This is a genomic window from Ruminococcus flavefaciens (assembly GCF_900143025.1).
In the GTDB taxonomy this organism is placed as follows: domain Bacteria; phylum Bacillota; class Clostridia; order Oscillospirales; family Ruminococcaceae; genus Ruminococcus; species Ruminococcus flavefaciens_I.
The window spans coordinates 49,781-75,714 of sequence record NZ_FRCT01000015.1; the positions used below are offsets into that span (position 1 = coordinate 49,781).

The following is a 25,934-nucleotide window of genomic DNA, read 5'->3' on the forward strand; positions in this document are numbered from 1 at the left end:
TCCTTATTTAATGATACTGTTCTTTGCCCATGCCTGTGATGTTAGGTAAGCATATTCCGTTTCACAGTTTGCAAAGCAGGCAGTCTTAACGATCTCAGTGCTTTCGACAGTAAGCACAACCGAGCCGTCATTTCTCGGCTCTTCATTACTTCCTTTCACCCTGTTTGAGCCTTTCCAGAAGTCATAATCAGTTATCGACCAGTCGGTTATCTCGGTTATCCTGTAAATACCTGTTTTCTTTGTGCATATATGCTGCGTTCCTGTGCGGATATCTGTGGGGAATGAATATGTACCTTCAGCGCTTAGATTATTTACTGTAACCTTATGATTTGTTTGATTATAAACGAATCTTCCGTCAGTTGAATCAGCGATAGAGAAAGTTTCATTCACATAATCATTGCAGTTCAGCGTTACATAGAATGTTTCCTGAAGCGAATTCATATCCGTATCTTCCAAATCAAATCTTTCGACCTTGAACATAAACATCTGCTCTGCATCGCCGTTCTCATGCATATACTTATCCATGAAAATCGTTTTCTCAATATCGAAATAATACTCATTTTGAGGCGGTGCTGAACTTGAACGCTGATTAGGAACGCTGATAACATATGTTACATGAGAACCGTCAAGTGAATCCACTGTTTTTAATTCTCCGTAAGCGCCGGCATTTTCAACTTCTATTCCGTTCTCTGTGATAGAGAAGCGTATAATTCTGCTGCTTTCGTTCACTTCATATCCCTGCGGTGCCTGGACTTCTTCAAGGTAATATGTACCCTGAGCAAGTGTATTATCGATTTTAGGAATTATACCGGTTCCCACGGCGGAAATAAGGTTTGAATAACCAGGCAGCGGAGTAGATTCCTTCTCATAGCCGCTGACCGTCATAACCTCTCTGTAAAGATTGAAACGAGCTCCCGGAAGCGGAATATCAGTACCGCTCTTTACTTTTTTGATATCAAACGTATAAGTCTTGTTATAAATGTCGATTATTGCTGTAAGGACACCGCTTTTCGGTTCAACATCATATTCAGCCCAGTCCCTTCTCTCAGAGGCATCTTCATCAGGATGAACACTGTCATCATCAGTGTCATTTGGATTATCCCAATTATCAAGTCTGTATTTTCCCGAACTGTCTTCTGTGATGCTGAAAGTGATCGGTCCGGTAATACCTATATGCTGCAGCGGTGCAACTGTCTGTTTCAGCAGATAGTTTCCCGTTTCAAAATTGTAAAGTACGGTGATATTGCCTGTCAGGTCGGATACGTACGTATTCATAAGCTTATAATATTTGTCACCGATCTTTATGCACGTCTTGTCCTGCGTTTCTGTACCCGAAACCTCCTTATAAAGCTGGAATGAACCGCCCTCAAGAGGTCTGTCGGCTGCACTTGTATTGTTCCATTCATGCAGATTTATTTCGATACCGCCCTTTCTGGCGTTTCTGATGGTATCGATACGTGCATTTTCCTCACCTAAGTCATCGTTGGTCTTATACATGACACCATCTGTATATGACACGGTGTACTCCTGCGGCAACAAATCAGGTTCAACACTGACATCGAGACGTGTGCCCTTGATTATCGAATCATTATCTTCCGTTATTTCATACGCAAAATATTTGCTTGCCGCCTTTACAGTGTCCTCAGGCGTATCAAAATGAACTGTTATCTCCGTATTAGGATAAACCAGATCATAAGTCAGATTTTCGATAGGGCTATCCGCTGTTTCACTGTTAAATATTCCGATTTTAACTGTGCCCGTCTGTGAATTGGTCCATACCTTTTTCACATGGAGCGTAAATGAATCTTTTCTGTCTGCTACGCCGATTTCAGTTTTCTTATCATTGGGATTATCGGATATCTTTTCCAGTCGGTGCAGAGAATCATAGCTTTTTACATAACCATTTTCATCTACAACGGGATTTTCCAGTTCAACTTCATAGACACCGTAATTGGAAAGGTGTTTGCTCTGTGGCATACTATCAAAGAAATACTGAACTGTTGTATTAGGGGATTGCAGACATCTCACTGTGTCGTTCAGCAGTGTATCGTCCAGATAAACAGCCGTATATATGTTGTCATGCGCTGTTGTGAAGTCTGCATCGCTCCATATCTTGTTAGCACGGACACCGAAGCCGCGGCAGTTGTTTACTGTCACAGAAGCGTCCATGCCTTTTTTTATCGTTCCGGCACTGTTTATTGCGGCAGTATGTTCCGTTCCGTCAATAAGGACCTTTTTATCAATATCATAAGAGCTGATAAGTGAGCCGTTCATGCTGTATGAAAGCTTTTTGTTCTTGTTAATATTGACTATGTGTACCTGATAATCAGTTTGAACAGTAGCGTCGTCATCAAAAGTGAACACTGCGTTGTCATCGGGGTAAACAAGCTCCATTATCTGATTCGGAATGAGATTGGCGGTTTCAGTATCATCATCGTATACTGCAAGTGTTATCTTGTCACCTGGGGACGCACTTTCTCCCCATATAGATTCATTTACAGTCAGTGTCTTATTATCAAGATCAGCAGATGCAGAAATGTTTGAACCTTTTTTTACATTTACTTCATAAGCTTCATACTGATCCGCATTGGAAAGAGCTGATTTTGATTCCTTATAATTGAACTGGAATGTTGTAGTTGCATTGTGTTCCGCTGTTTCGCTGCACTCATTAACATATTTGTAAATCAGATTATTTGATTTATACAGCGCAACAAGCTTCTGTTCGTTTGGATTTTCCTCATCATTCCATTCAAGATTGACAAACAGTTTGAAAATACCGCCTTCGTCATTGATCGCATAACCTCTCTCACAGTAATAGTCGAGGAGCTTATATCCGACAGGTATCTCATAATCACGCTCTATTACCATAAACTTTGTTCCGACAAGCAGACCTGGTACGTGAACAGTGTAGCCCGTAGGAATGTTGGAAATTGTGCCATAAGGCGATGTATGTGAGGTAAGCTTTACCCTGTCTTCCTCATCGAGCGATGAGACCTGAAAAGCGGTGATGCCATTAGGGTAAGCAGGGGAAGTATAACGTTCAAACTGCTGCTTTGCCGCATTCCATTTGCATACTTTATATTCGGGGTCAAGCACATTGTAGGCTCTCAGCGATGCAAGCTGAAGCTCCGAGCCAGTTCCGTTGGAAAGGTAAAGGCGATAATTGAATGTGGTCTTATCCTCCTTGGTCTCGTCAGCGGGATTGCTGAAGTGAAGCTCATTGTTCTTGACTTTGACCTTGCTTGAATAAAGCTTCTTGGTGATATTCAGCGCCTGTATGCTGTTCGGTGTGATCTCATTTTTCAGAGTTATTGCAGGAAGCTTTCCAACCTCTACGTCATCCATTACAAGATCCTTGATATTTCCCGAAGCAATTACGTCTTCTTCATGGAATTCGACTCCATGTGTTTTTCCCTCATCATCGGTATATTCCGATTCGGATTTTACATTATATATATCACGGTTTACCGCACACTCGATTATCTTATAATGCATAGCGTCATCGGGAAAGTTGATCTCGATAGGTTTTCCGGGCATTACAAAGAATACATTTTCGTATGTTTTATTTACGTTCGGCGGTTTATACTCTGCTGCATATTTAACGCTCTGGGTTAAATTCTGATACGAAACGCTCGGAGTATTCTCCTCAGACTTATCCGTCAGATAATACCAGTTCTGATCTTCCTCATCGTTTTTCTGATATCTTATCTGTATCGGAAATTGTACCGCATTGAGATCTGTCTGGTTGAGATCGCCTTCTTCGGTACTTGTAAACTTCTTTTCAAACTTAACACTTCCCGGTGTAACGGACGAGAGATTGAAACGCATATGGAGGTTAGAGGCACCTGCGCCACGCTCCATGTAGAATATCTTCATGTGATGTTCTGTGTAGTCCTTGAAGATCTTCTCATAATCGCCGTTTTTATCTTTGCCAAAGTATTTGTCAAGGTAGGCATTTAAAACATCCGTTGGCGGAGCAGCTCCGCCATTTTCTGCTTTATATCTGTTGGTGAAATTATTTTTAAATATATCAAGCAGCGTTGTTGTATTATATCTCTTTTCAGAATCTGAGGAATCTGATTTCTGAGTTTTTACTACACCTGTTTTGAAATTAACCTTACCTTCAACAGCCGAATGAATACCGCCGAGGTCAAGCACAAGCTCATCGTCAACGTAAAGCCAGAAATCATCGTCTCCTGTGAATTCATAGATAACATCGTGTCCCCATGCGTCAAGACCGCTCGGCGTCTGAACAAATTTTGCTTCAAGCTGCATACCAAAATAGTAATCCGGATTTGTAATTTTGTGAAGCTTTTCATATTTTCGAGGGTCATCATCAGACAACTGACCTGTTGTGATATTTATGTTATTGTCAGGCGAAGCGTTGAAACTGTACAGATTTACACCTGCATTTGTTCCGGTATCATATACTCCGGCGTTAATATTGTTATAGGGGAAAAACTGTCCGTGACGAAGCGTATTTTTAGAGCTTGAATCATGTGTGCCGAGTTCCCTATAAACCGTAAAATCATATCCTGTTTCGGTATGTTCAACGCCGTCTTTATCCTTATATGTGCGTGTATATGGTTTCTTGCTGCCATTTTCTCCGCCTTTTAGCGTTGCATAGTTCTGACAACTGTCATATTCAAAATATCCGCTTGAATGATGAATGCTCTGTATGAAAAGATTATTTACGGTTTCCATCTTGCTTTCTTCAAACAGTTCTGAAAATGACCTGTTGTTTATAGTTGCAATTGGATAACCTGTTTTGTCAGTATTTTCATTTTGGCTTTTCAAGTCTGATGATAACAGACCTGTTGTCGGTACAAATGCTTTACTGTTAGACCATTGCGGTGATGTAGTCACATTATGCAATAATAAATTCTGGTCGCTGTTGCTTTGAAAATTTATCATCTTCATGCTAATGCCATAGTCGTTATTATCCAGAGTAGCAACGGTATGCAGTTCATCCGCAGTATCATCTTGAGTTTTATTGATAACGGCAAAATAGTAATCGTCTGCATATGCCATATCTTTTGCTTCAATTTCAGAGGTGTTTTTATTGCGAACAGCCGCATAGCTGTAGTTATCGTAATCCCACGAAAGAATTGTCGTATAGTATTCGCCGTAATTCACAGCACCGGAACCTGTCACTTCATACAAGCGGTTCGGCAGAAGGAGACCAGGTTTTTTTACGCTTGTGATACTGCCGTCGAGCTGCGGATTCAGATAATATCCCGAGTATTGGTTCTGCAAGTCATAGTAACCTGTTTCCTTGCCGTTTTCGGTATATACGTTCAGTTTCCATAGCAGAGTGTTGACAGAATCACCCATCCACATCAGCTTATCGCCGTATGCATAACAGCGTTTTAAAGTGCCGTTATAGTCGAGAGCATAGAAATCATATCTTTCCTTTGATTCATTCCAGATACGGGTATAGATGATGACTTCCTGTCCGTCGCAGGCTCTTTCTCCGTCAGATACGCTGATTCTGTCTGCTGTGTAGGTTATTCTCTGATCTGCGTTAAGTATTGTTTTCTTTACGAACCATAAGTCCGTACCCGAAGCATCAAGGGTAAAGGCATTATTCTTAAAGCTTATATATTTATTGTTCGCCGTATCCAATAGCTGGATACGCTTTCTTGTATCACCGGTAGTCTGAGGTTCAACAGGTATGACCTTAAAAGCTGTTGCCTCATTTGCGTTATCTGTAAGAGAAAGTGAACTTCCGTCTGATTTGAGGTACTTGTTCGTGGCAGAGTCTTTCAGCTTGTACTTGTCAGCTTCTGTCCATTCAAACTTCCATTCGGAAATATCCACATTATCCGTAATGTAGAGAGTTTTTCTTGAATCTGAATTGTTTTCGACGCGGGTATCAACGCTGTACATCCTTGCAAAGAGGTTTTCTTCATCTGTCGCAAGACCATAGCCAATGGAGTTATTGTTGTTGTATGACATTAAGCCGTAGGTTTGATTGTTAAGTTGGTATGGGTCGTCGGGAAGAGTTACAGATGATTTGTATATTGCTTTTATTCTGCTATTTGTTGCATTATTATTATCCGTATAAAATCTGATGCCACTACCGCTTCCTGAATGTTGAAGCCATAAATTTTCATCTTTTTTCTTTATTAAGAAAGTTGAATTGTTTGATTCTGATATTTCAAATGAGGTTGTAGGCACTGCACCTTCGGCGACAACCTCTAATTCTATCAAATTACCACTCTTGTGTTTTATATACTTTTTTGATGAACCAACATTGGTGTAAATATAAGAATTACCGTTAATTTTTTCAAAATACCAAACTGATGCAGCGTTTAAGTCGGTAGTTTCTATAAAAGCATCGTTTTTGTTTATTGAGTTTGTTATGTATTTAGGTTCTTTATCGTAAGCAAGGTAAAAGGGTGTCGAAGCTGCAAATAATTCATCTACAGTAGATGCATATTGAGCATTTATAGCATAGTTTTCCGGTCCATCTACAATCTCATAAACCGAAAATCCCGTAGCATAAAAGCTGATCTTGCCTTCTTCAACAGTAAAATCAATTATCTGCTCTCTTGTGCCGTCATCATGGATATGCCATAATTCGATATTTTCACTGTCTGTGATAACAGGGTCGTTTATCTCAACAAGTATCGGATTTTCTCCACCTGGCTGATACTCATTTTCGCCGTCAGTGATAGTAATATCATAAGCGGCAATACCGTCATGTTCATCCGATACATCAACTGCCTCAGCCTCTGCACCCTCAGGCATCATTCCGTCAAGGGTTATGATCTGTTCTGCCTCTTTGCCGTTAGGATACAGTTCAATGCTCTGATAAGAGAGGTCTGTATCACTGATATCTGTTGTTGATGCAGCAGCCTGCGAAAGCGTCGTTTCATCCGCAAAAGTAAAAACAGGGGATATATTTGATGCTGTCAGAACAGCTGCAGAAATAAAGCTCACAATCCTTTTTGTGATTTTTTTTAGCATCTTGCTTTCAGCCCTTTCGTAAGACTTCTTCCAACTATTGATTAAAGTTGTTCTTCTGCACAGAAATAGCAGCAGATTCCGCCGGATTTACTGTAACCGCCTGTGCTTCAATGGAGATGTTATAGCTCTGATCGAACACTCCGAGGTAGTCCTTTTTTAAAACAGGGATCTCCAGCTGATGAAACAATTCCGCTGTTTCTTCCTGCGGTTTGACAACTCGCATTTCAGAGCTTTCACCGGTCTTTGTTCTATTTATGTAGTAAAAATAGAAGACCTGTTCTGTTGTGCCGTCGTTCAGTGTACGAATTCCCATATTTTCCATATAGTAATCATCATTGTTGCAGTCGCTTTTTAAACTTCGGTTTTCGATATCAACGCTATTAGGTTCCCAACTGAAAAGAGGGGATGTTGTATTGCCGTTTTTCATTTTTATAACATTGAGAATTGAATTGATCCTTCTGGTATTGTTATTAAAATCCGATTCATACTCGGGATATCTGCCGCTTCCGTCAAACCTGCCTAATGTCAGTGTCATTTTCAGACGGATATACAGATTATTCTGACCTTCATTCCTTGCATACGGATTTTTCGGTATCGTCATTCCTGGTTCAGAAGCCTTGGCTTTATTCTGACCGACATCGTCCCATTCAGGCTCTAAAAGTCTTACTGCCGCATTCTGCGCTATATACTTATTTGTAACTGCGTCTTCACTGTGAAAATATGAAAAGATACCTGCTAAAAGCAGAACATACACAATAAAAAAAAGTGCAGCCGCAGTAAGCATCTGCCGCTTATTGCCGTGAAACAACCGATTCACTTTCTGAATGATTCGCTCCACAGATATTCCACCTTTCATTCCTCTTTTTTCTTATAAAATATACCTGATATTATAAGCAGAACTGCAATTATTCCAAGCATAAATAATCCCTTGAAGGTATGCAGAGAACCGAATATCCTGCCGATATACGGTATTGCAAATACAGTTTTGCCTATATAGTTTTCTTTTGTAACAAGATCAGGGTCTTCGGTAATATTTGAATCACCTTTGGTAATTATCCCGTTATCCGTTATTTTCTCTGCCCTGTGTGTTACGAGCATATCATTGCTTACACGAAAAGATATCACATCTCCGGCTTTTATATCTTCATACTTGCTGTAAGTGTTTACAAAGCACACACTTCCAACGGGAAGAAGTTCGCGCATTGAACCTGATTTGACGTGATAAAGCCGTATACCGCATAAATATACTATTGCTAAAATAATACCGACAGTGATGATCACTGTTGATATGATTTCATAGAGTGTATTGAATATTTTTCTGATCTTCGTCATAATTATAACAAAACGCACCCAATTCCCCCCTAAGAATCAAGTGCGGATATATGCAGAAAAGCGCATACTATGCGGTTCTGCCATTATTCTTCATATTTATATCTAATACAGAAAATCTGTAATTATTCAATAAAAAGCAGGCTGTCATGGGGGATCATTCCTGCTGTTCAATTGTAGGTCCTATAAGTCCGACCAGTACGCCTCTTGCATCTTTGTACTCATACGTACAAGTCGACAGCAGAAGCAGTCTGTCGGTATCTTTAATGTCATCTTTATTCTTTGTTGCATAATCTGCTGCTGCAAACAGGTCATCAAGGTATTCCTCATGCTCCGATGTATCTGCAACCTGATAGATCATTGAATCATAGGGAACATTCAGATATGCGAAAAATGAGACTGTATGCACACCGTCATGAAGTGTAAGCTGTCCGACGGGATTTGACGCCATAAATTCGCTGTCCTTGAACAGTGCGATATCTGCAAACATTCTCTGCTGTGTCATATGATGAGCATAAACTATTGAGTTGAATCCGCTGAAATCAGATGCACAGCGATAGTCCAGAAAAGGGCAGCCAAGCTCATAGTTGTATTTCATATCAAATCCATTGTGCAGGTAGAAGTCGTTATCTTCTGCCTGGGCTATAGGGAAATCTATATGTGTATCGGGTATGGTTATCCAGCCCACAACACTGCTGTTTATCATTGCCGCATCTGCAAGCGGAGTAGTCTTTATCGTCTCCGCAGCCGTTATTACAGTTGTTTCAGCAGAAGAAACAGCGGTACTTGATACGGGTATGGTAACAGCAGGCTTTATCTGTGAGAAAAGCTGGTTCTGCTCAGTATCTGCCGAAGATATCTGCCTTTCAGGTCTGACGACTTCGTCATAATACCGCCATACGCAATAAGCACCTGCACAAACAAGAACTGTAAGCAGCGCATATAAAATACGGGTTTTCATTTCTTTTCACGTTTTTTTCTATCCTTGTGTATAAGCACAAGCAGAAATACTATCATTGCCGATATAACGCCTATGGATATCAGCCATATCTTGCCTTCCTTTGCAAGATATCCCGTGAACGGAGTATTGAAAATGCTTTTGGACACCGTTGTTGTTACCGTTTGCGAGCTTTCGTCCGTTGAAAGGGAAGACCCACCTGCTGTTGTGGAAACCGCTGTTGTTGTGGTAGTAATGTCGCTTGCATTAACAGTTGTAGAAGCGGGAGCTGTTGTTACTTCGTAACCGCTTATAGGTATAACAGATGCGAAAAATATCCACTTGAACTCTATTTCACCCTCTGCATATCCTGAACTGTTCGGACCTGTAAGAACGTGTGTGCCGTTGGCATCAACAAGCTTGTGTCCGTTATCCACATTCTGAATAACATCAATATCGTTCCATACGACTTCTGCGCGCAGCACATGGCTGTCTCCGGGGTTATATCTGCCTGTGTCGTAGTACGTCTGACTGAGGTCGATATTTCCTTTGCCGTTTACATCGCCCTTGTAGAATTCTTTGTTGTCAAGGTAAAAAGTACACTGACAGCCTTTTTCAAGGTCAATCTCGCCGTTTTTGAAAAGCGGCTCAACGTAGAAATATATGTTGTATGCCTCGTCGTCACGGAGATTCATAAGCTGGACCTCTTTTGAATAGGTCTCGCCGTATTTCATATTCTCCACATGGAAGAAATATTCTCCTGTAGCGGAGTTGACGGATCTGCCCTCAGAATCGAGAGCCGCCAGCCTCTCCGGAAGTCCTTTTACCGCGCCCTCGGGTAAAACAACCTCCGCAAAAGCTGTCATAATATTGACATGATTAAGAAGAAGGAGGCTGCTTACCAAAGAAGCAAATAATTTCTTTGCTCTCATTTAGCCAGCCTCCCTCCTTTAAGATATTTGAGATTATGTTACAAATGATTAGCTTAATGCTGTCCAACCAACTACATTGATTTCTGTAGCATCTGTTGTGTCATATGTTGGGGTGCTTGTTTTTGCACCTGTATTAACATTTGCAGGTGTTGATGCTCCATTCGTTGAAGCATTCCAAGGTGTAACAGGTGTTGTAAGTTCCTTGTTTGTTTCATCCTTAGTAACCTGAACAGACTCAAGGAATACATTAAGGTCGAAATCAAATGCATAATAAGCCTTCTGTGTTGTATTTTGATTAAGCATTACACTGTCAATCAAACGAGAAGTTGTGTCGCCTGATTCAAGGTCATTGTTGTAATAGAATGTTGTGAGAGCTCCTGAACCAATTGCTTTCCAAGTCTCTGTATCACCCTTTGTATTATCATCCTTATTCAAACCTGTAGTTCTTGCGTCAACATTAACAAGTGCAACATCAATAGCAATATCATCTGTAGTGTCATCCGTACCGCCATTATATGTTGCAGTCATTGTAGCCTTGCCGTCAGTTCCGGGAGTGTAAGCCCAATTCAGACCACTATTTTCAACCTTTGTCTCAGTAACAGTCAACAGCTTACAAGCAGGAGTAATATGGTCAACAAGATTTGACTGTGAATCGAGAGCTACAGTTATCTGACTTGTTGGAACAGTATTGTCAGAGGTGTTGGTATCAGTTGTAGCGTGCTTACCCGTCTGGAGCGCATAATAAGTACCATCACCATATCCTGAACCGGCAATATAATAGTATCCGCTGTATTCATATTTATCATCTGTTCCGGTGTCTATAATTCTTCTGAACAGATAAAGACCTGTTGTCTTTGGCTTGAATGTATCAGAATCGATAGCAACACCCTTGAAATAAGTTGATGATCCATCATAAGTTTGCGCAGTTACTTTATCAGCTGTGTTAGAAGCAACGACCTCAACATTAGTATTAGCAGGGACAGTCTTACTGATAAGAGCTGTACCATTGTAATAATTATCAAGCACAGTTTCCTGATTAGTAGTATATGAATACTCTGCACCACTGGGGGCATAGGCAAGGAAACCGCCTGACTGCATAGCCATTACTTCACTGTAAGCCTTTGTATTGGTTGAAGAAGCATTCTGTGCATCATCGGGGTTTTCATTTGATGTTTTGCTCAATGTTTTCAGATACTTTGAACCGTTATACTTAGTAAATCCGAGCTTTTTATAGTTTTCATCAGTAGCATCTATGATTGTGCCGATTGAATCAAGTGCAACGCCATTTGCGTCTTCCTTGATAACACGCATCTCGCCCTGCATCCACATTCTTACAAATGCATCAACATTACCGGTATTGGTAGCAGAAACATTCTTTTCAATTACCTGTCCCGGAACCCATTCCTCAGGCGGCTGGAAATCTTCGGCGATGCTTACATTATAAGCAGCACTTGCGCTCAGTCTGTTCGTTACTTCGTCCTTGCTGGTGAACCATGCAAAGGTGCTTCCTGCTGCTATAGCAGCAGCGATGCAAAGTGAAGCAATAAGGACTCTCTTTTCTTTAGATGTTTTTTTCTTCTTGGAAATGTCATTGCTCATATCCGATCCTCCTATTATTTAACCATTATTTTCAGATTCTGTAATAACAGTATTATTTACATTAGAATTGTTGTTTTTTGCTTTCAGATCAAAATAATACTTCATCATTTTGAAAAATACAAACAACAACACGATCAGCGGCAGGATAAAATACCACCTGAGCTGAACAAATCTTACTATTACCCCTAATTTGGGAACGTGAAACTTGACCTTTCCGATAACTCTGCTCTCATCAATAAGGAACGAATCTTCGGAATTGTTAGCGTCACCCTTTGTTTTGAAACAAGTAACGCCTGTACCCTGATAGTCGGTGATCTTTTCTGTAACTCGGTGTGTAAGATATGCGTCACTGCTGCTGGAAGGATTAAAAGTTATGATATCGCCGTTGTTTATATCCTTTGCGTCTGAAAGCTTAACAAAAACCATATCTCCGCTTGAAAATTCAGGCACCATTGAGTCTGTAAGTACAACATAGTACCTGAAACCGAACATTGATTTATTGGGGCTTCTGCTTGTTGCAAAGAAAATAGCGACAATTACAATAAAAGCAGACAGGCAGTATATAAAGATCTTTCGTGCAATTGAATAAACGCGAAAACCTTTTGTGATATCATTGCCCGGTACTTCTTTTGCTATCGTACCCACTTATAGCAATCCCTCCTTATTTTATAATAATACATTTATATTGGCATATAAAAAATTTTTATGCTCATATTATATCACTGAGTAAACTATTTGTAAATAGAATATTTGCACATAAGTAATTCAACTTTATAATTTTGTAGATTATTACAATAAATGCCCTGAATTTTTGGCAGTGAAAGCTAAAAAGTTTTTGCTTTGTTTAAGATTTATTCACAATTTACAAGTGTGTAATTATACCAATTGTAATATCAATGGTGAGTTGTACTTTTTGTGCTATCACGTTTGGGGTTCAGAATTAATACTAAGAGCAATGCGGATTGTCTGATTTTTTACTCAGATATTTTTGTTGAATCCGTTCAATATCGGTGATATAAATACAGAGCATTGTGAAAAGAAAAAGGTGACCTCAGCCTTTATATTTGAAAAATCCGCAGGGGAGACCTGCGGATTTCTTTTTATCGTCATATTCACGAAATATATCTTTCGCGCTTTATTGACTATATCAAGGTATGGATAGATCACTATATACGAATATACCGAAATATATCATATATTCATCTATGCGTTACGTTGGAATATACAAAATAAATCAACAATATAAAATACTATTGAAATATATATCGCTATTTGTTATAATGAAATCATAATTATATGTAATTACATATAACAAAAGCCGAATATTATCTGCACGAAAGGATGGTTATTATGCAAAAGCGAAAAAAGAATTTACTGGCATTGTCTCTGGCTTTTTTAATGGCAAATTTACCGCTTAGCACGGTATCAGCTGCTGAACAACAAGCAGCGGAAACTGCTTGTGGATCTGTGATTTTTGATGATGATGATCTTGTTCTGACAGATTCGGATATATTAATATATGACGGTCTGGGTACTGAGGATTCTCCTTTTAGTATGGCTGAAATACCGACTTTAGGTGCTAAAAAGGCAGCAATATGTATTAAGGTCAACTCTGATGCTGAAACCGTTTGTCTCAATTATAATATACAAACGCCGAAATGGTTATTCTGCGTCGGTGATTATGAACTGACTGTACCCGAAGATAAAATAATAGTATTTGATTTTGAAGTTCCGGAATATGAAGAAAATGATATCTGGGCTGAAATTTACTGGGATGACGATATAACAATACAAAAAGCAATACTTTATGATATAAATGTTCCTTCAACTCCTGCTAACAATGCGGATATAGATAATAACGGGTCAATTGATGAAAAAGACATTAAAAAAGTGCTTGCTACTTCAACAGATGACGCAGGTTTACCTTTGAGCAAAGGCGATGTGAATCTGGACTCGAAGATCGATATTCGTGATGCTTTTCATATTATTAATTATCATGATCATTTCACTGAATATCCTGATGTTAATGATCCAAGCTGGGATGCACATGATATGAATTCTGTTCATCTAGCAGAGAAATTCGGATATCAATTCGATCATACATATACTGCGTATGAGGTCGCAGTAGGCGAAAGAACACATTAAAGATACTATGGCTTAATTATTCTGTCTCAGTGCCGTCACTTCACGGGCGGTCCTTCTTTTATCTTGACAAATGTATCTTCATATGATATAATCTAAACAGAACATATATTCTAATTCCGCTGTGCTGGGAGGTGTTTTCATGTGTATGTCCCTGAGAATAGAACCTATGGAAATGGCCGAGGTCCTCATTAAGATAAGAAAAATATCCTTTGCACAGGAAATGTCGATAAAGCTTGGAAAGAGCCTATCCATGTCCGGAGACCTTTATCCAGCAGACATAGCACCTGTTCTTGCACTGAACAAATATGGGCAAATGACTATATTCCCTATGGCATGGGGATTTACACATCAAGCTACTCCCAAGCCTCTTGCAAACTGCCGCGTAGAGACTGCTGATAGTAAGCCATTGTGGCGGGATTCCTGGTACAGGAGAAGGTGTGTTATCCCTGCTTCATGGTACTATGAGTGGGGATATCCTGTATATGAAGAAGACAGTCGCAGTATGAGTGAGCACCGGAATACTAAAAAGATCAAGTTTGCCATACAGACAGAAGGCTCAGACATCACATATATCGCAGGACTATACCGTTATGAGGATCATGGTGGTATGCAAATGCCTATGTTTTCTATCCTCACCAGAGAAGCTGCAGGTATTGTAAGGGATATCCATAATCGTATGCCCATTATTCTTGGCAAAGAAGACGTGAAGGAATGGATACGCCCATAACGTTGGAACATTGCGACAGTGACGACTACAGCCTTGAATACGGAAATACACCTTCTGGTCTACTTGTATAGAACACTTTGAGTCATAAAAATGCTTCATTATACAAACAAAAACGTTCCTTATTGTAGGAAGTGACAATAATTATGAAATACTTGTAAATTATTGAACAAAATATTGCCTTTTTAGTATAAGTCATGTTAGAATTCATTTATAAACGAAGCTCGCATTTGAGCAAAGGAGGTTTTATAATGAAATTATGCAGACTTTTAGCGTCAGCACTTGCTGTTGCATTATCTGCAAGCTGTATAAGTATTCCGGTATCCTATGCTGAATCAACGGATAGTCCTGTTATCAGTGGAGCAGGAGAAAAGCAGGAATTTAATGGACATACCTACCAGCGATTTGATGCAACATCAGAAACAACATTTATGTGGCGTGAAGCAAATAAATTCTGTCAAGAGCAGGGTGGTCACCTTGTGACTATCACCTCGGCAGAAGAACAAACATTTATAGAATCACTTCTTAGCGACGGCAATATGGAGGTATACTGGATCGGAGCAACTGTTTATGACCTTGAATTCAAATGGGTTACCGGAGAGGAAACTTCGTATACTAACTGGGCAAAAGGTCAACCAGACAATGCATATGAAGGATATCATGTGGAAATACACCGAATTAGACTGCCGTCCGGTCCTGCATATTCCTGGGGAGACACAGATGACGACGGCGAATTTTTCGGACTTGATAAAACAGGCTTCATATGTGAATGGGATAGCAGTATAGATACAAGTACTTCATTGCTCGGTGAGGGAACTGAAAAGAATCCTTATCAGCTGGGTACACTTGAGGATTACAAAAAATTCGTAAATATAGTGAACAGCGGAGCAAATACTTCTGCCTGTGCTGTAATGACGGCTGATATTTCAGGAGTAACTGAAATGGTAGGTACTTTTGATCATGAGTATTTAGGTTCGGGAGACTGGAATGGCAATTCTTACAGCGGAATATTTGACGGCGCCGGGCATACTCTTGATGTAAAAATCGAAGGCAGCGGAGGCTATGAAGCACCATTCTGCAACGTAAATAACGCAACGATACGTAATCTAAAGGTGACAGGAACAATTACAGGCGGTATGCACTGTTCAGGAATGGTTGGTCTTATATGGGACAAATCTATCAATACTATTGAAAACAGTGTTGTTGCAGCAACAATTACAACAACAAGTTCCCATTGCGGCGGTATAGTTGGTCACGCCTATACATCTGACACAACGGTTAGCAATTGTCTGTTTTCCGGAGAGATAAAGGGGGCGACCAGTACTGCCTGTGGTATTTATGGATGGTGTCATTATAGCGGAACACATACAGTTAGCAATTGTCTTGAAAACGGTACATATACAGAGTGTTCAGGTATTGATCCGCTGGGACACGGTATAGGAGTTACAGTAAATATTATAAACAGCTACAAGTATACAGATGTTGGTGATACTGGAAGCGTTGTCGGAGAAATGACTCCCGATGAACTTGCTGCTGTTCTTGGCAGCGGCTGGAAAGTTGAAGATTCAAAGGTTGTGCCTATAGTGATTTATTCTACTTATCCGGCATATACGCTTGGTGATGTAAATGACGATGAAAAAATAGATGCTGTTGACGCATCTTCTGTTCTTACATATTATGCCAATATTTCCACTAATAAAGATGGTGAATTTAATGACGAACAGAAGCTTTCAGCAAATGTCAATAATGACGAAAAAATAGACGCGGTTGACGCTTCATGTATTCTTTCATATTATGCATATACATCTACCACCAAGGAAGATATTATATCGATTGAAGAGTATGTGAAAAAGAAATAATAATTATAACAGCGCCTCCACATGGAGGCGCTGTGTTCACTATTTGGCTATTTTACGTATTTACATTGCATAGGTGATATGGTATAATAGGTTACAAGAAACAAAAAAAGGAGCTATATATGGGACAGAAAGAGATTATTGACAGAGATACCTATAAGAAAATCAAGAAGATGAACCGAGAGGAGCTTACAAAGTTCATTCTTCGATATGGAGATCAGCTTCTCGGAGAACAAGGCAAAACCATTGATCTTCCAGCATTGGAAGCTGAATTGAGCAAAATCAAAGGTATCGGCGGTAAGCGCCTTGAGGAGATTATGGTCGTTATTGAGAAATTCTTAGAAGAATAAATGCATCAAAGACTTATTGGACGGCATAACGCCGTCCTTAAAATTATAATAGTATCTGGAGAACATCCGTGTGACTGCCGTGTGATTCCGTTGGAAAATATGTGATTTTTACGCATTTTTTAGTACAAATATCGAATTTACATCGTATTCGGAATATGAGAAAAACGCCTGAAAATCGGTATAAACCGATAATCAGGCGTTTTGTTATTTAGTGCGGGTGACAGGACTTGAACCTGCACACCTTGCGGCACAAGAACCTAATGGTAACGCAACGTCATTTGAACAGTTTATATATAAAGAAGCCATTTCGCTATAATAATTCGTTATTGATACTGGACTTAAAATATGGTATAATGAATAAAACTTACAAATTAATCCATTGAGAATGGTGAGTTCATAAATATACAAATTTTTATGAGAAAATGCATTAATTAAGTTGGAAGTGAAAAGATGGAAAACAGTAATAACTATAATGATAATGAAATGGAAGCACTTAAGATTTTGGCTATCATAGCAATAAACTATCAAAGGGAATGGGAAGAAATGCGGATGTATGATAAGGACGATTTAAAATCACAAAAGAAAATGGAAGATTTCTTTGATAATGTCCTGGTTAACGACTTGCCTTTATTATCATTACCATCTGATATGCTAATGTATCGTGCAAGACCAATTCACAGCAAAAACTATTCGGAGTTAGGCGTTGACTTGCGTATTATTTGGGATGAAATGTATGACGTTATTCTATCGGAGGATGATAAAAAAGAATTTGAAAATATGAGTAAAGATGATTCTTTTCATTTAGCTTCTGAAGACATTTATCTTATTAAGCAATTGGGAATTAAGGAATACACAGCCGAGCAACTCGAGCATATTTCTTCTGTACAAAAGAAATATAGTCTTCCTGGTGTTTATGGATTCGATAGTAATGGCAGTGGTGTTCCACCAATTCAGTATAGAAAAGAAGGACGGCTTAACACAGCTTCAGATGCATATCTTTACCTTGCATTAAGCAAAGAAACTGCTCTTCATGAAATGCGCCCCTCTATTGGTCAACAGTACAGTCTAGCAACGTATAAAACTAATAAAGTAATTAAAATAGTTGATTTATCAGGTGAAAATGTTGAATCCATGGAGGCATGGGCAGCACTGTTAAAGTTACCAGTTAATAAAATTAGCGAGCCGAATGCAGAAGACGATAAGAATTTCTATCATATTACTCAGTATATGGCACATATGATGCAAAAACACGGTTTTGATGGTATAAAATATAAGAGTGCAATGAAAAAAGATGGATATAATGTTTTATTATTTGACGATAGTGATGTAACATTTGTTTCGTCTGATATAATAATCATCAATGATATAAGTGTTGATTATTCATCCTTTTTACCATTCAAAAGCGAATAATGTGATATTAATAATCGCTTGACTAAGATTATTTATGATGCTATACTATATTTAAAAGGTATATTGTTTTTATGGAAAGGGTATTTGATAGAGGGGGCGATTTAATGATGCTGTTAGATAGGGTTGTAGAGATTACAACTGAATATATCGAGACAATGCCGAAGACACTGCGCAAGAAATACGGGCAGTTTTTCACAAGTAAAGAAACGGCTGTGTTCATGGCAGGTCTTTTTAATATTTCGGAAGACAGAACAGATATTTCTGTTCTTGATCCCGGTGCAGGCTCAGGAATTCTCTCTGTTGCTCTTTTGGAGAGGATAGATGCTCTTCCAGTAAAGAAAGTTAATCTTGTCTGCTATGAAAATGATGATAAAATCATTCCGATACTGAAAGATAACCTCGAATATGCCAAGAATAATGTTTCTTTTCAGTTGACCTATGAGGTCAGGAATGAAAACTATATCCTGGATAACGAGATTGACTATAACAATATGCTCGGTGCAAAGACTGATCCTTACAAATATGATATTATTATAGGCAATCCGCCTTACAAAAAAATACCAAAGGATGCAGTTGAAGCTCATTCTATGCCTGATATATGCTATGGCGCACCTAATCTGTACTTTTTGTTCACGGAGATGGCATTGTTCAATCTCAAAAATGATTCAGAAATGGTATTTATCATTCCTCGTTCCTGGACTTCAGGAGCCTACTTCAATGCTTTCAGACAAAAGCTGTTTAGTGAGAGCGTTATCGAACATATTCATCTGTTTGTCAGCAGAGATAAGGTTTTTGAGAACGAAAGTGTTTTACAGGAGACTATGATCGTAAAACTCCGAAAGACTATCCATAAACCCGCTTATATCACCATAACTTCCACAAACAGCAATAAGGATTTCTCTGAGATCACATCTTTCCAAGCCCCTTATGATATAGTCGTTTGTGGTAAGGATAAGTATGTTTATCTTGTCACGAATTCCGAGGAAGTTGAAACTCTTCGACAGCTTAATCAGTGGAACGATACTCTGCCATCGTTAGGACTAAAGATGAAAACAGGACTGACGGTTGACTTCAGAAATCGTGAAGCCCTCCGAAATACAGCGGAGGAGACTGCTGTTCCTCTATTCTATTCTCAGCACATACAATCCGGAAAGGTAATCTTTCCAATAGGTAAAGAACACGAGTATTTAGTCACTGAGCAGTCAGGACTATTGCAGAAAAATGCTAATTATCTGTTCGTAAAGCGTTTTACCGCAAAGGAAGAACATCGTAGATTACAGTGCGGTGTTTACCTTTCAAGAAAATATCCCGGTTATAAACAGATCAGCACACAGAATAAGATAAACTTTATAGACGGGCTGAAAGGACTGTCTGAGTGTGTTGTATATGGCTTATATGTGCTTTTCAACTCCACTATGTACGATAGCTATTATAGAATACTGAACGGCTCTACACAGGTGAATTCAACAGAAGTTAATTCTATGCCTGTTCCTCCCATGAGTACAATAGAGTCTATGGGGAAAGAGCTTATTGCCAAGAGAGATATGTCCGAAGAATCATGTGATATGATATTAAGGAGTTACTTATGAGTAAGATAGAAGAAGCAAGAGCATTTTTAAAGGAGCTGAATGTACCCAGTAAGCAGCAGGCTGACCTCTGTTGCTATGTCCTTCTCGCAATGGCAGATATAAAGGAAGATGACAACTGGGCAAAAGCAACGAATAAATGGATTCGTATTCATGATGTCCTGACCTTTACAAAAGACAGCTACAATGTCGCATATGCTGAAAACAGTCGAGAGACATTCCGTAAACAGGCTATGCACCATTTTCGTAATGCAGCTTTTATAGAAGATAACGGCAAAGCGACCAATAGTCCGAATTATCGTTATAGGCTGACCGAGGAAATGCTTGATCTTATCAGAAGCTACGGAACGAGTGCTTGGGCTGACAAAAAAGAAGAATTCTTAGCTGCCCATGAGAGCCTGATAAGTTTGTACGAATCGAAACGCAGTATGCTGAAAATGCCCGTAAACATCAATGGCAACAGCTTTACTTTCTCTCCCGGTAAACATAATGAGCTTCAAAAGGCTATTATTGAGGAGTTCGCCCCAAGATTTGCTCCGAACTCTGAATGCCTTTATATAGGTGATACTATAGAGAAAGACCTTGTAAAGAACGTAGACAAGCTGCGTGAGCTTGGATTTGAGATCACTTTGCATGATAAAATGCCTGATGTTGTATTATATCGCGCTGATAAGAATTGGATATACTTCGTAGAATCTGTCACCTCCGTCGGTCCGATGGATCCGAAACGTATAAAGGAAATCGAAGAAATGACCGCTAATGTAACGGCAGGAAAGATATATGTGACAGCGTTTCTCGATTTCAAGACATTCAAGCACTTTTCGGAAACACTCGCCTGGGAGACAGAAGTTTGGATAGCTGATATGCCTGATCATATGATACATCTTAATGGAGATAAGTTCCTCGGACCGAGGAAGTAAATCATTATAGGGGGAATGGATTTGAGTGCTATAAATCTCTACAAAATTGATAACGACAAATCTCGTGAGTTTTATAAGTCTTTAAATGAGAAAATGGAAGAGATTGAAACGATTGAATGTGACAAGTCAACATCAGAAGAATCACACATTTTTAGTTGTACTCTATACTTATCTATCCCTGATGAAGAGAAGTCTATAGCTTGGAATTGGCTGCTTCGAGAGTTTAATGCGGATTCAATAAAGACTGTATCATCTCCAAAGGCTGTCTTAGTTATTGAACATAATTATGGAATTATTTATGCAATAACATTTGGTCACGCCTTCTTCCTTGTTGATAAGTATTGTGATCGTGATTTTGGATTTGCATTTGGTAGAAAGCTTGAATATGAAGAAATAAAAACGACCACGTTAACAACACCTGGACTTCGCCGTAATAAGGTCGTTAATACATATATAAATTATAGCGAATTGGAATTTGAAAGCGGAGAGTCATTTGCCAAACTGAAAGCAAAAGAAATATTGCCAGATGGATTCAGCTTGTATAAGCCATCGCTTGAAATCGGAACATCTATTCGTTTTAATACAGAAAGTGATTCGTTAGATAGGATAATTGAATTAATCAGCCATGTGGAGGAAGCATTAAAGAATCCAGAAGATAAATGTAAAATTCCAGTGTTTAGTAAGATCACTGATAAAGATTATATTGCGAAGTTGGAGAAAATGCTTCGAGATCAAATACGGCAAGGACAAGCTGTAATTAATATCTCTGAACTTGATATTGTTGGCGTGACCGAAGTTTTCAACAACAACGATGGTACATTCATGTTGAAATATAAACGACATGAAAAAGAGATTTCTGTTTTAAACGCTGAATCAATCCGTGAATTCTGTGAAGAAAATAGTATCGATTATGAAAGTAATGTACTTGATATAAGGGTTGTTAGTTTCTACAACGGGGAACCTGTAGAAAACCGATTAGTACATGACATGATTGATTATATTATTGATGATGAACAGATTCTACTATCAAAGGGAATATGGTATAAATACAATGATGATTATCTTGAATACCTGAGAGACTCTCTTGCTGAAATTGAAACGGTATATGATAGGCAATTTGATTTTTCAGAATCAATTCATGATAGATATGTTGAAGATTTGTTTAATACCGAAAAACATGATCCGCAATATGCAGGATTAAATGATGAACAAATCAAAAAGATAATAAAGAATAAACACTATGCGGAGAGAGCATTTAATGAGTTGAGAAGTCGTGACGATGGATTTATTTGCTATGATCGTGCATTAAAAGAAGCTGGTAAAGAACGCATAGAAGTAATGGATTTGTATAAAGACGGTTTCATGTATGCAGTAAAAATAGGTAACTCATCCTCAAAACTGTGTTATGTAGTGGATCAGTCATTAACAGCTTTAAAGTTGTATAAGAAAGGGTTGCTTCCAGGTACTCCGTCTATCACTACAGCTGTAATTTGGCTTGTCTTAGAAACAAATACACATATTGAAGATGATAATGGCACCCCTGTGCTTGATAACTTAAAAATGCTAATGCTAAAAAACAGATTGGATCAATGGAAAAAAGCAGTACGACTTATGGGACTAAAACCTATTATACAGATCAATTACAGAAATTGAACGAGGTGATACTATGCCCCGAGGAAAAAACATAAATCTCTTCCTTATGGACGGAGATGCAAGCGGACGTATCAAATGCACACTTGCCAACTGGACAGGTGTTGCGTATAAGATCCCCCGCACTGAAATAGAAAAATGCAAGAACCGTGAAGATCTGAAATGGAGCGGAGTTTATTTCCTTTTTGGCGTATCCGATGACACCGGCGAGAACATCGCTTACATAGGACAGGCTGGCATCAGGAAGAACGGCGAGGGCATACTCTACCGCCTTATGGAGCATAAGCGAAATCCCGATAAGGACTATTGGACGGAGGCTGTAGTATTCACCACCTCCAACAACTCCTTCGGTCCGACTGAGATAAGCTATCTCGAAAACAAGTTCTGCAATCTTGCGATCGAAACCAACAGGTATATCGTCAAGAACGTAAACGATCCGTCTTCCGGACATATCACGGAGGAGAAAGAAAGTGAGCTTGAGGAGTTTGTTGACTACGCCAAGCTCATTATGGGAACGCTCGGTCATAAGATATTCGTTCCGCTGAATAAGACCGCTCCTGTTATCGAAGATACCTCAGATACTGCATCTGAGGAGATAGAGCTTTTCTTCACTCGCACTATCAAGAAACTCAACTTTACCGTCGAAGCATCTGCCAAGCAGACCACAGAAGGTTTTGTCGTTCTGAAAGGTAGCAAGATTGCTCCAAGCAGCGGTACAGATGATGCCATATCGCCTGGCAACCGCCAAAAGCGTGAAGAGTGTAAGATTATAGACAATATCTTACAGGAAGATGTGCTGTTCACCAGTCCTTCCAGTGCTGCTGAATTTGTTACGGGGAAAAGCTGTAACGGATGGGTGTCGTGGAAAACAAAGGACGGAAAGACGTTGCACGATTTAGAAGAACAAGAGTCATCGAAAGACTAATAATTGATTATAGTTAATATATATGCCCTCAGTGCTGCTGAGGGCAATTTTAATAATATATTATAGAGCAAATCTTCGATTTTTACATTGACATCAGACATAAAGTATGCTAAAATAGCATTAGTCAAACAAGAACGTTCATTCTATTCGTACGTAGTAAGCCTTCCGTCAGAAATGAAAATACAATATGAGAGTGAATAGACATAATAAGCATGACGATATGAGCACTCTTGAATTGAATACACCTATACAGAGCTATAAGAATACAAATGGTCAGGAAGTATACAAACAAACGAAGTATTTATAAAAGTCTTAGATTGTGGGGCTTTCATTATCGGCGGTAACAGTATCGGAGCAAGAACACTTGAATTGAGTTAGGAGTTTAGTGAGATTGCTTCCCAGTTGGATTATATAGCGAAAGATTGTTTATGTAAAGGAGCGAATGCTATGAATATTTTAGTTATAGGAAACGGATTTGACATAGCTCATGGATTGCCTACAAAATATGGCGATTTTCTAAATTATGTACAAGCCTTCTATAGAATGAAGAATTCAACAGAAGACTGCGATAGTCTGTATTATAAGTATTTTCAATCATTAAAGAATACGAGACCAGAAATCTATAATGAACTTGATAAGCTTATAACTGATAACTGTTGGCTTGATTATTTTACCCAAATATATAAAAGAAGAGAAACTGAAGGTAAAGATGGATGGATTGACTTTGAAAGTGAGATTTCTCTTGTTATACAAGCACTTGACTCGGCGAGACACGCTATAAATGAAGCACTAAAACATGATGACGAAAATGAACATTATTGTTTACAACAATGGCATTTAAACATTTTATGTCCTGTTGTTTTTAGGGATGGAATAATTAAAAATCATGAAGTGTTTACATTTACTGCATCAAATATTATAGCTATCAAAACCCTTTTTTTAAATTGTCTGAACAAGCTTATAAGATGTTTGGAAATATATCTATCTGATTACATATCAATTGATACTTGCTCACAATTGCAGGATATTGCAAACTTGGAAATACACTGCGTTTTATCATTTAATTATACTGATACTTATAAACAGATATACGATAAATCCACAGGTAGTATTAAATATGATTTCATACATGGTAAAGCGAATATAGCCAATGACGTAAATAGCTGCAATCTTGTGTTGGGAATTGACGAGTATTTGTCAGGAGAAGATAAAGACAAGGACAATGAGTTCATACAATTCAAAAAGTTCTTTCAAAGAATTTATAAAGGGACTGGTTGTCTTTATACCGATTGGGCAAGATTAATAAATGATAACAACATAAGATTTGCAAAGGCAAATCCGCCTATCAATAATGTGTATATTTATGGTCATTCTTTGGATATAACTGACGCTGATATACTAAGAAGACTTATATTATTAGACAACACAATAACTACGATTTTCTATCATAGTAAAGAATCAATGGGAGATCAGATTGCTAATTTAGTAAAAGTAATCGGCGAGGAAGAATTGATAAAACGTACTGATGGAAGGAATCGAAGCATTATATTTAAGCAATCGTCATCGGAAATATTATAAACACAATAGTGAACGATGCCTTTAGTTATATCTGAGGGCATCATTTTTTATTTGTTGTCTGAAGAACGAATTTTCGATTTCTATTGACATACGAACAAATGTGTGCTAAAATAACATTAACCAAGCAAGAACGTTCATTCTATACATACGTAGTAAGCCTTCCGCCAGAAAGGAAAACGCATGAAGAGAGTGAACAGACATCATAAGCAAGACGATACGAGCGTTCTTGAATTGGATACGCCGATACAGAACTATAAGGATACATATGGTCAGGAAGCCTACGAACAGGCGACATCGTTCTATAAGTCTGATGAATGGAAGAAGGTCGAGCGTGACCAACTGAATTCGGACAGACGATACTATGAGAACAGAAAGGCTTGCAGTCTTGAAGAATACAGCGAGTGGGAAAGTGCAGAAGCGCGAAAGCAGCGTTTTCAGGAACCTCCTGCTGTTGCTCTAAACGCTGAAAAGAGAGTCACAAACGGATTTGATGATCTTTTTGATGATCCGGTTCTCAGAGAGGCGATGGAAGCTCTCACAAAGAAGCAGTATAGAGCTCTCTACTGCTCCTTCAAAAGTGAACTTGATACATATGAAATAGCAGAAAGAATGGGTACAACTGTCCGAGCGGTGCAGGATCTGCGCCGACGAGCTTTGGACAAACTTCGCGATGAGTATATCTCACTCTATGAAGAGGCTAAAGCTTTCGGTTATCCGGGATTAGTCAGCTACAACTATAAACGGATATTGTCATTGTTTGAACAGTGTAAAATTATCTTTATGCAAAAAGAAGCGCCTGTAGAGACCGCTATCCGAACTGGTTCGTCCGATAAAGATCCGGCGGCGTAAACATCTCCCCACAGTACTGCTGTGGGGATTTTTCTTTTGGCAAATATTACTAAGTGAACGTGCGTTCTTGTTTCGCCAGTTGTGCGACTATACAAAGATTTACTTCCCGATTATTTGAATCTTCGTTTTTTCTGTTTCTCATCGGTATATATATGGAGGCTTTTTTCATTAA

18 protein-coding genes are annotated in these 25,934 nt (G+C 38.8%); 11 read left to right on the forward strand and 7 right to left on the reverse strand.

Annotation, left to right across the window (positions count from 1 at the left end; genetic code table 11):
* Window positions 1–3 precede the first annotated feature (3 nt).
* From BUB28_RS13405 to BUB28_RS13435, 7 genes are all read right to left on the reverse strand, one after another.
* Complete coding sequence (locus BUB28_RS13405) at window positions 4–6,972, reverse strand: SpaA isopeptide-forming pilin-related protein (RefSeq protein WP_072952056.1); 6,969 nt, start codon at window positions 6,970–6,972, stop codon at window positions 4–6.
* Window positions 6,973–7,006: 34 nt separating this feature from the next.
* On the reverse strand, window positions 7,007–7,810 hold the full coding sequence (locus BUB28_RS13410; RefSeq protein ID WP_139277563.1) for a hypothetical protein: 804 nt from the start codon (window positions 7,808–7,810) through the stop codon (window positions 7,007–7,009).
* Window positions 7,811–7,824: 14 nt separating this feature from the next.
* Window positions 7,825–8,304, reverse strand: coding sequence for a signal peptidase I (locus tag BUB28_RS13415; protein ID WP_072952079.1), 480 nt, complete (start codon window positions 8,302–8,304; stop codon window positions 7,825–7,827).
* Window positions 8,305–8,458: 154 nt separating this feature from the next.
* Complete coding sequence (locus tag BUB28_RS13420) at window positions 8,459–9,262, reverse strand: class B sortase (protein WP_072952058.1); 804 nt, start codon at window positions 9,260–9,262, stop codon at window positions 8,459–8,461.
* Window positions 9,259–10,170, reverse strand: coding sequence for a hypothetical protein (locus BUB28_RS13425; protein WP_072952059.1), 912 nt, complete (start codon window positions 10,168–10,170; stop codon window positions 9,259–9,261). The genes BUB28_RS13420 and BUB28_RS13425 overlap by 4 nt, the downstream gene beginning before the upstream one ends.
* 48 nt (window positions 10,171–10,218) lie before the next feature.
* Window positions 10,219–11,769, reverse strand: coding sequence for a BsaA family SipW-dependent biofilm matrix protein (locus tag BUB28_RS13430; protein ID WP_072952060.1), 1,551 nt, complete (start codon window positions 11,767–11,769; stop codon window positions 10,219–10,221).
* An 18-nt stretch (window positions 11,770–11,787) separates the two neighbouring features.
* Window positions 11,788–12,414, reverse strand: coding sequence for a signal peptidase I (locus tag BUB28_RS13435; protein WP_242939996.1), 627 nt, complete (start codon window positions 12,412–12,414; stop codon window positions 11,788–11,790).
* A gap of 705 nt (window positions 12,415–13,119) precedes the next feature.
* On the opposite strand from BUB28_RS13435, the gene BUB28_RS16565 reads away from it, so the two are divergent.
* From BUB28_RS16565 to BUB28_RS13490, 11 genes are all read left to right on the forward strand, one after another.
* Complete coding sequence (locus tag BUB28_RS16565; protein WP_242939997.1) at window positions 13,120–13,914, forward strand: GNAT family N-acetyltransferase; 795 nt, start codon at window positions 13,120–13,122, stop codon at window positions 13,912–13,914.
* 145 nt (window positions 13,915–14,059) lie between these two features.
* A complete protein-coding gene (locus BUB28_RS13445) occupies window positions 14,060–14,641 on the forward strand; it encodes an SOS response-associated peptidase (protein ID WP_242939998.1) in 582 nt (193 codons plus the stop codon).
* A gap of 248 nt (window positions 14,642–14,889) precedes the next feature.
* Window positions 14,890–16,497, forward strand: coding sequence for a lectin-like protein (locus BUB28_RS13450; protein WP_072952062.1), 1,608 nt, complete (start codon window positions 14,890–14,892; stop codon window positions 16,495–16,497).
* 119 nt (window positions 16,498–16,616) lie between these two features.
* Window positions 16,617–16,844: a hypothetical protein gene (locus tag BUB28_RS13455; RefSeq protein WP_072952063.1), complete on the forward strand. Its 228-nt coding sequence runs from the start codon at window positions 16,617–16,619 to the stop codon at window positions 16,842–16,844.
* 450 nt (window positions 16,845–17,294) lie between these two features.
* The gene (locus BUB28_RS13460; RefSeq protein ID WP_072952064.1) at window positions 17,295–18,254 is read left to right on the forward strand and encodes an RES family NAD+ phosphorylase; all 960 of its coding nucleotides are present in this window, start codon (window positions 17,295–17,297) and stop codon (window positions 18,252–18,254) included.
* A gap of 104 nt (window positions 18,255–18,358) precedes the next feature.
* Window positions 18,359–19,843 (forward strand): Eco57I restriction-modification methylase domain-containing protein, encoded by a 1,485-nt coding sequence (locus BUB28_RS13465; RefSeq protein WP_072952065.1) that lies wholly within the window; start codon window positions 18,359–18,361, stop codon window positions 19,841–19,843.
* Window positions 19,840–20,760 carry a BsuBI/PstI family type II restriction endonuclease gene (locus tag BUB28_RS13470; protein WP_072952066.1) on the forward strand — a complete coding sequence of 307 codons (921 nt, stop codon included), beginning with the start codon at window positions 19,840–19,842 and terminating at the stop codon, window positions 20,758–20,760. Before BUB28_RS13465 ends, BUB28_RS13470 begins: the two co-directional genes overlap by 4 nt.
* 21 nt (window positions 20,761–20,781) lie before the next feature.
* A complete protein-coding gene (locus tag BUB28_RS13475; RefSeq protein ID WP_072952067.1) occupies window positions 20,782–22,413 on the forward strand; it encodes a DUF6119 family protein in 1,632 nt (543 codons plus the stop codon).
* 13 nt (window positions 22,414–22,426) lie between these two features.
* Complete coding sequence (locus BUB28_RS13480) at window positions 22,427–23,335, forward strand: GIY-YIG nuclease family protein (RefSeq protein ID WP_072952068.1); 909 nt, start codon at window positions 22,427–22,429, stop codon at window positions 23,333–23,335.
* Window positions 23,336–23,782: 447 nt separating this feature from the next.
* Window positions 23,783–24,913, forward strand: coding sequence for a bacteriophage abortive infection AbiH family protein (locus BUB28_RS13485; RefSeq protein ID WP_072952069.1), 1,131 nt, complete (start codon window positions 23,783–23,785; stop codon window positions 24,911–24,913).
* A 180-nt stretch (window positions 24,914–25,093) separates the two neighbouring features.
* Window positions 25,094–25,762: a sigma factor-like helix-turn-helix DNA-binding protein gene (locus BUB28_RS13490; protein ID WP_072952070.1), complete on the forward strand. Its 669-nt coding sequence runs from the start codon at window positions 25,094–25,096 to the stop codon at window positions 25,760–25,762.
* The last annotated feature ends 172 nt before the right edge of the window (window positions 25,763–25,934 follow it).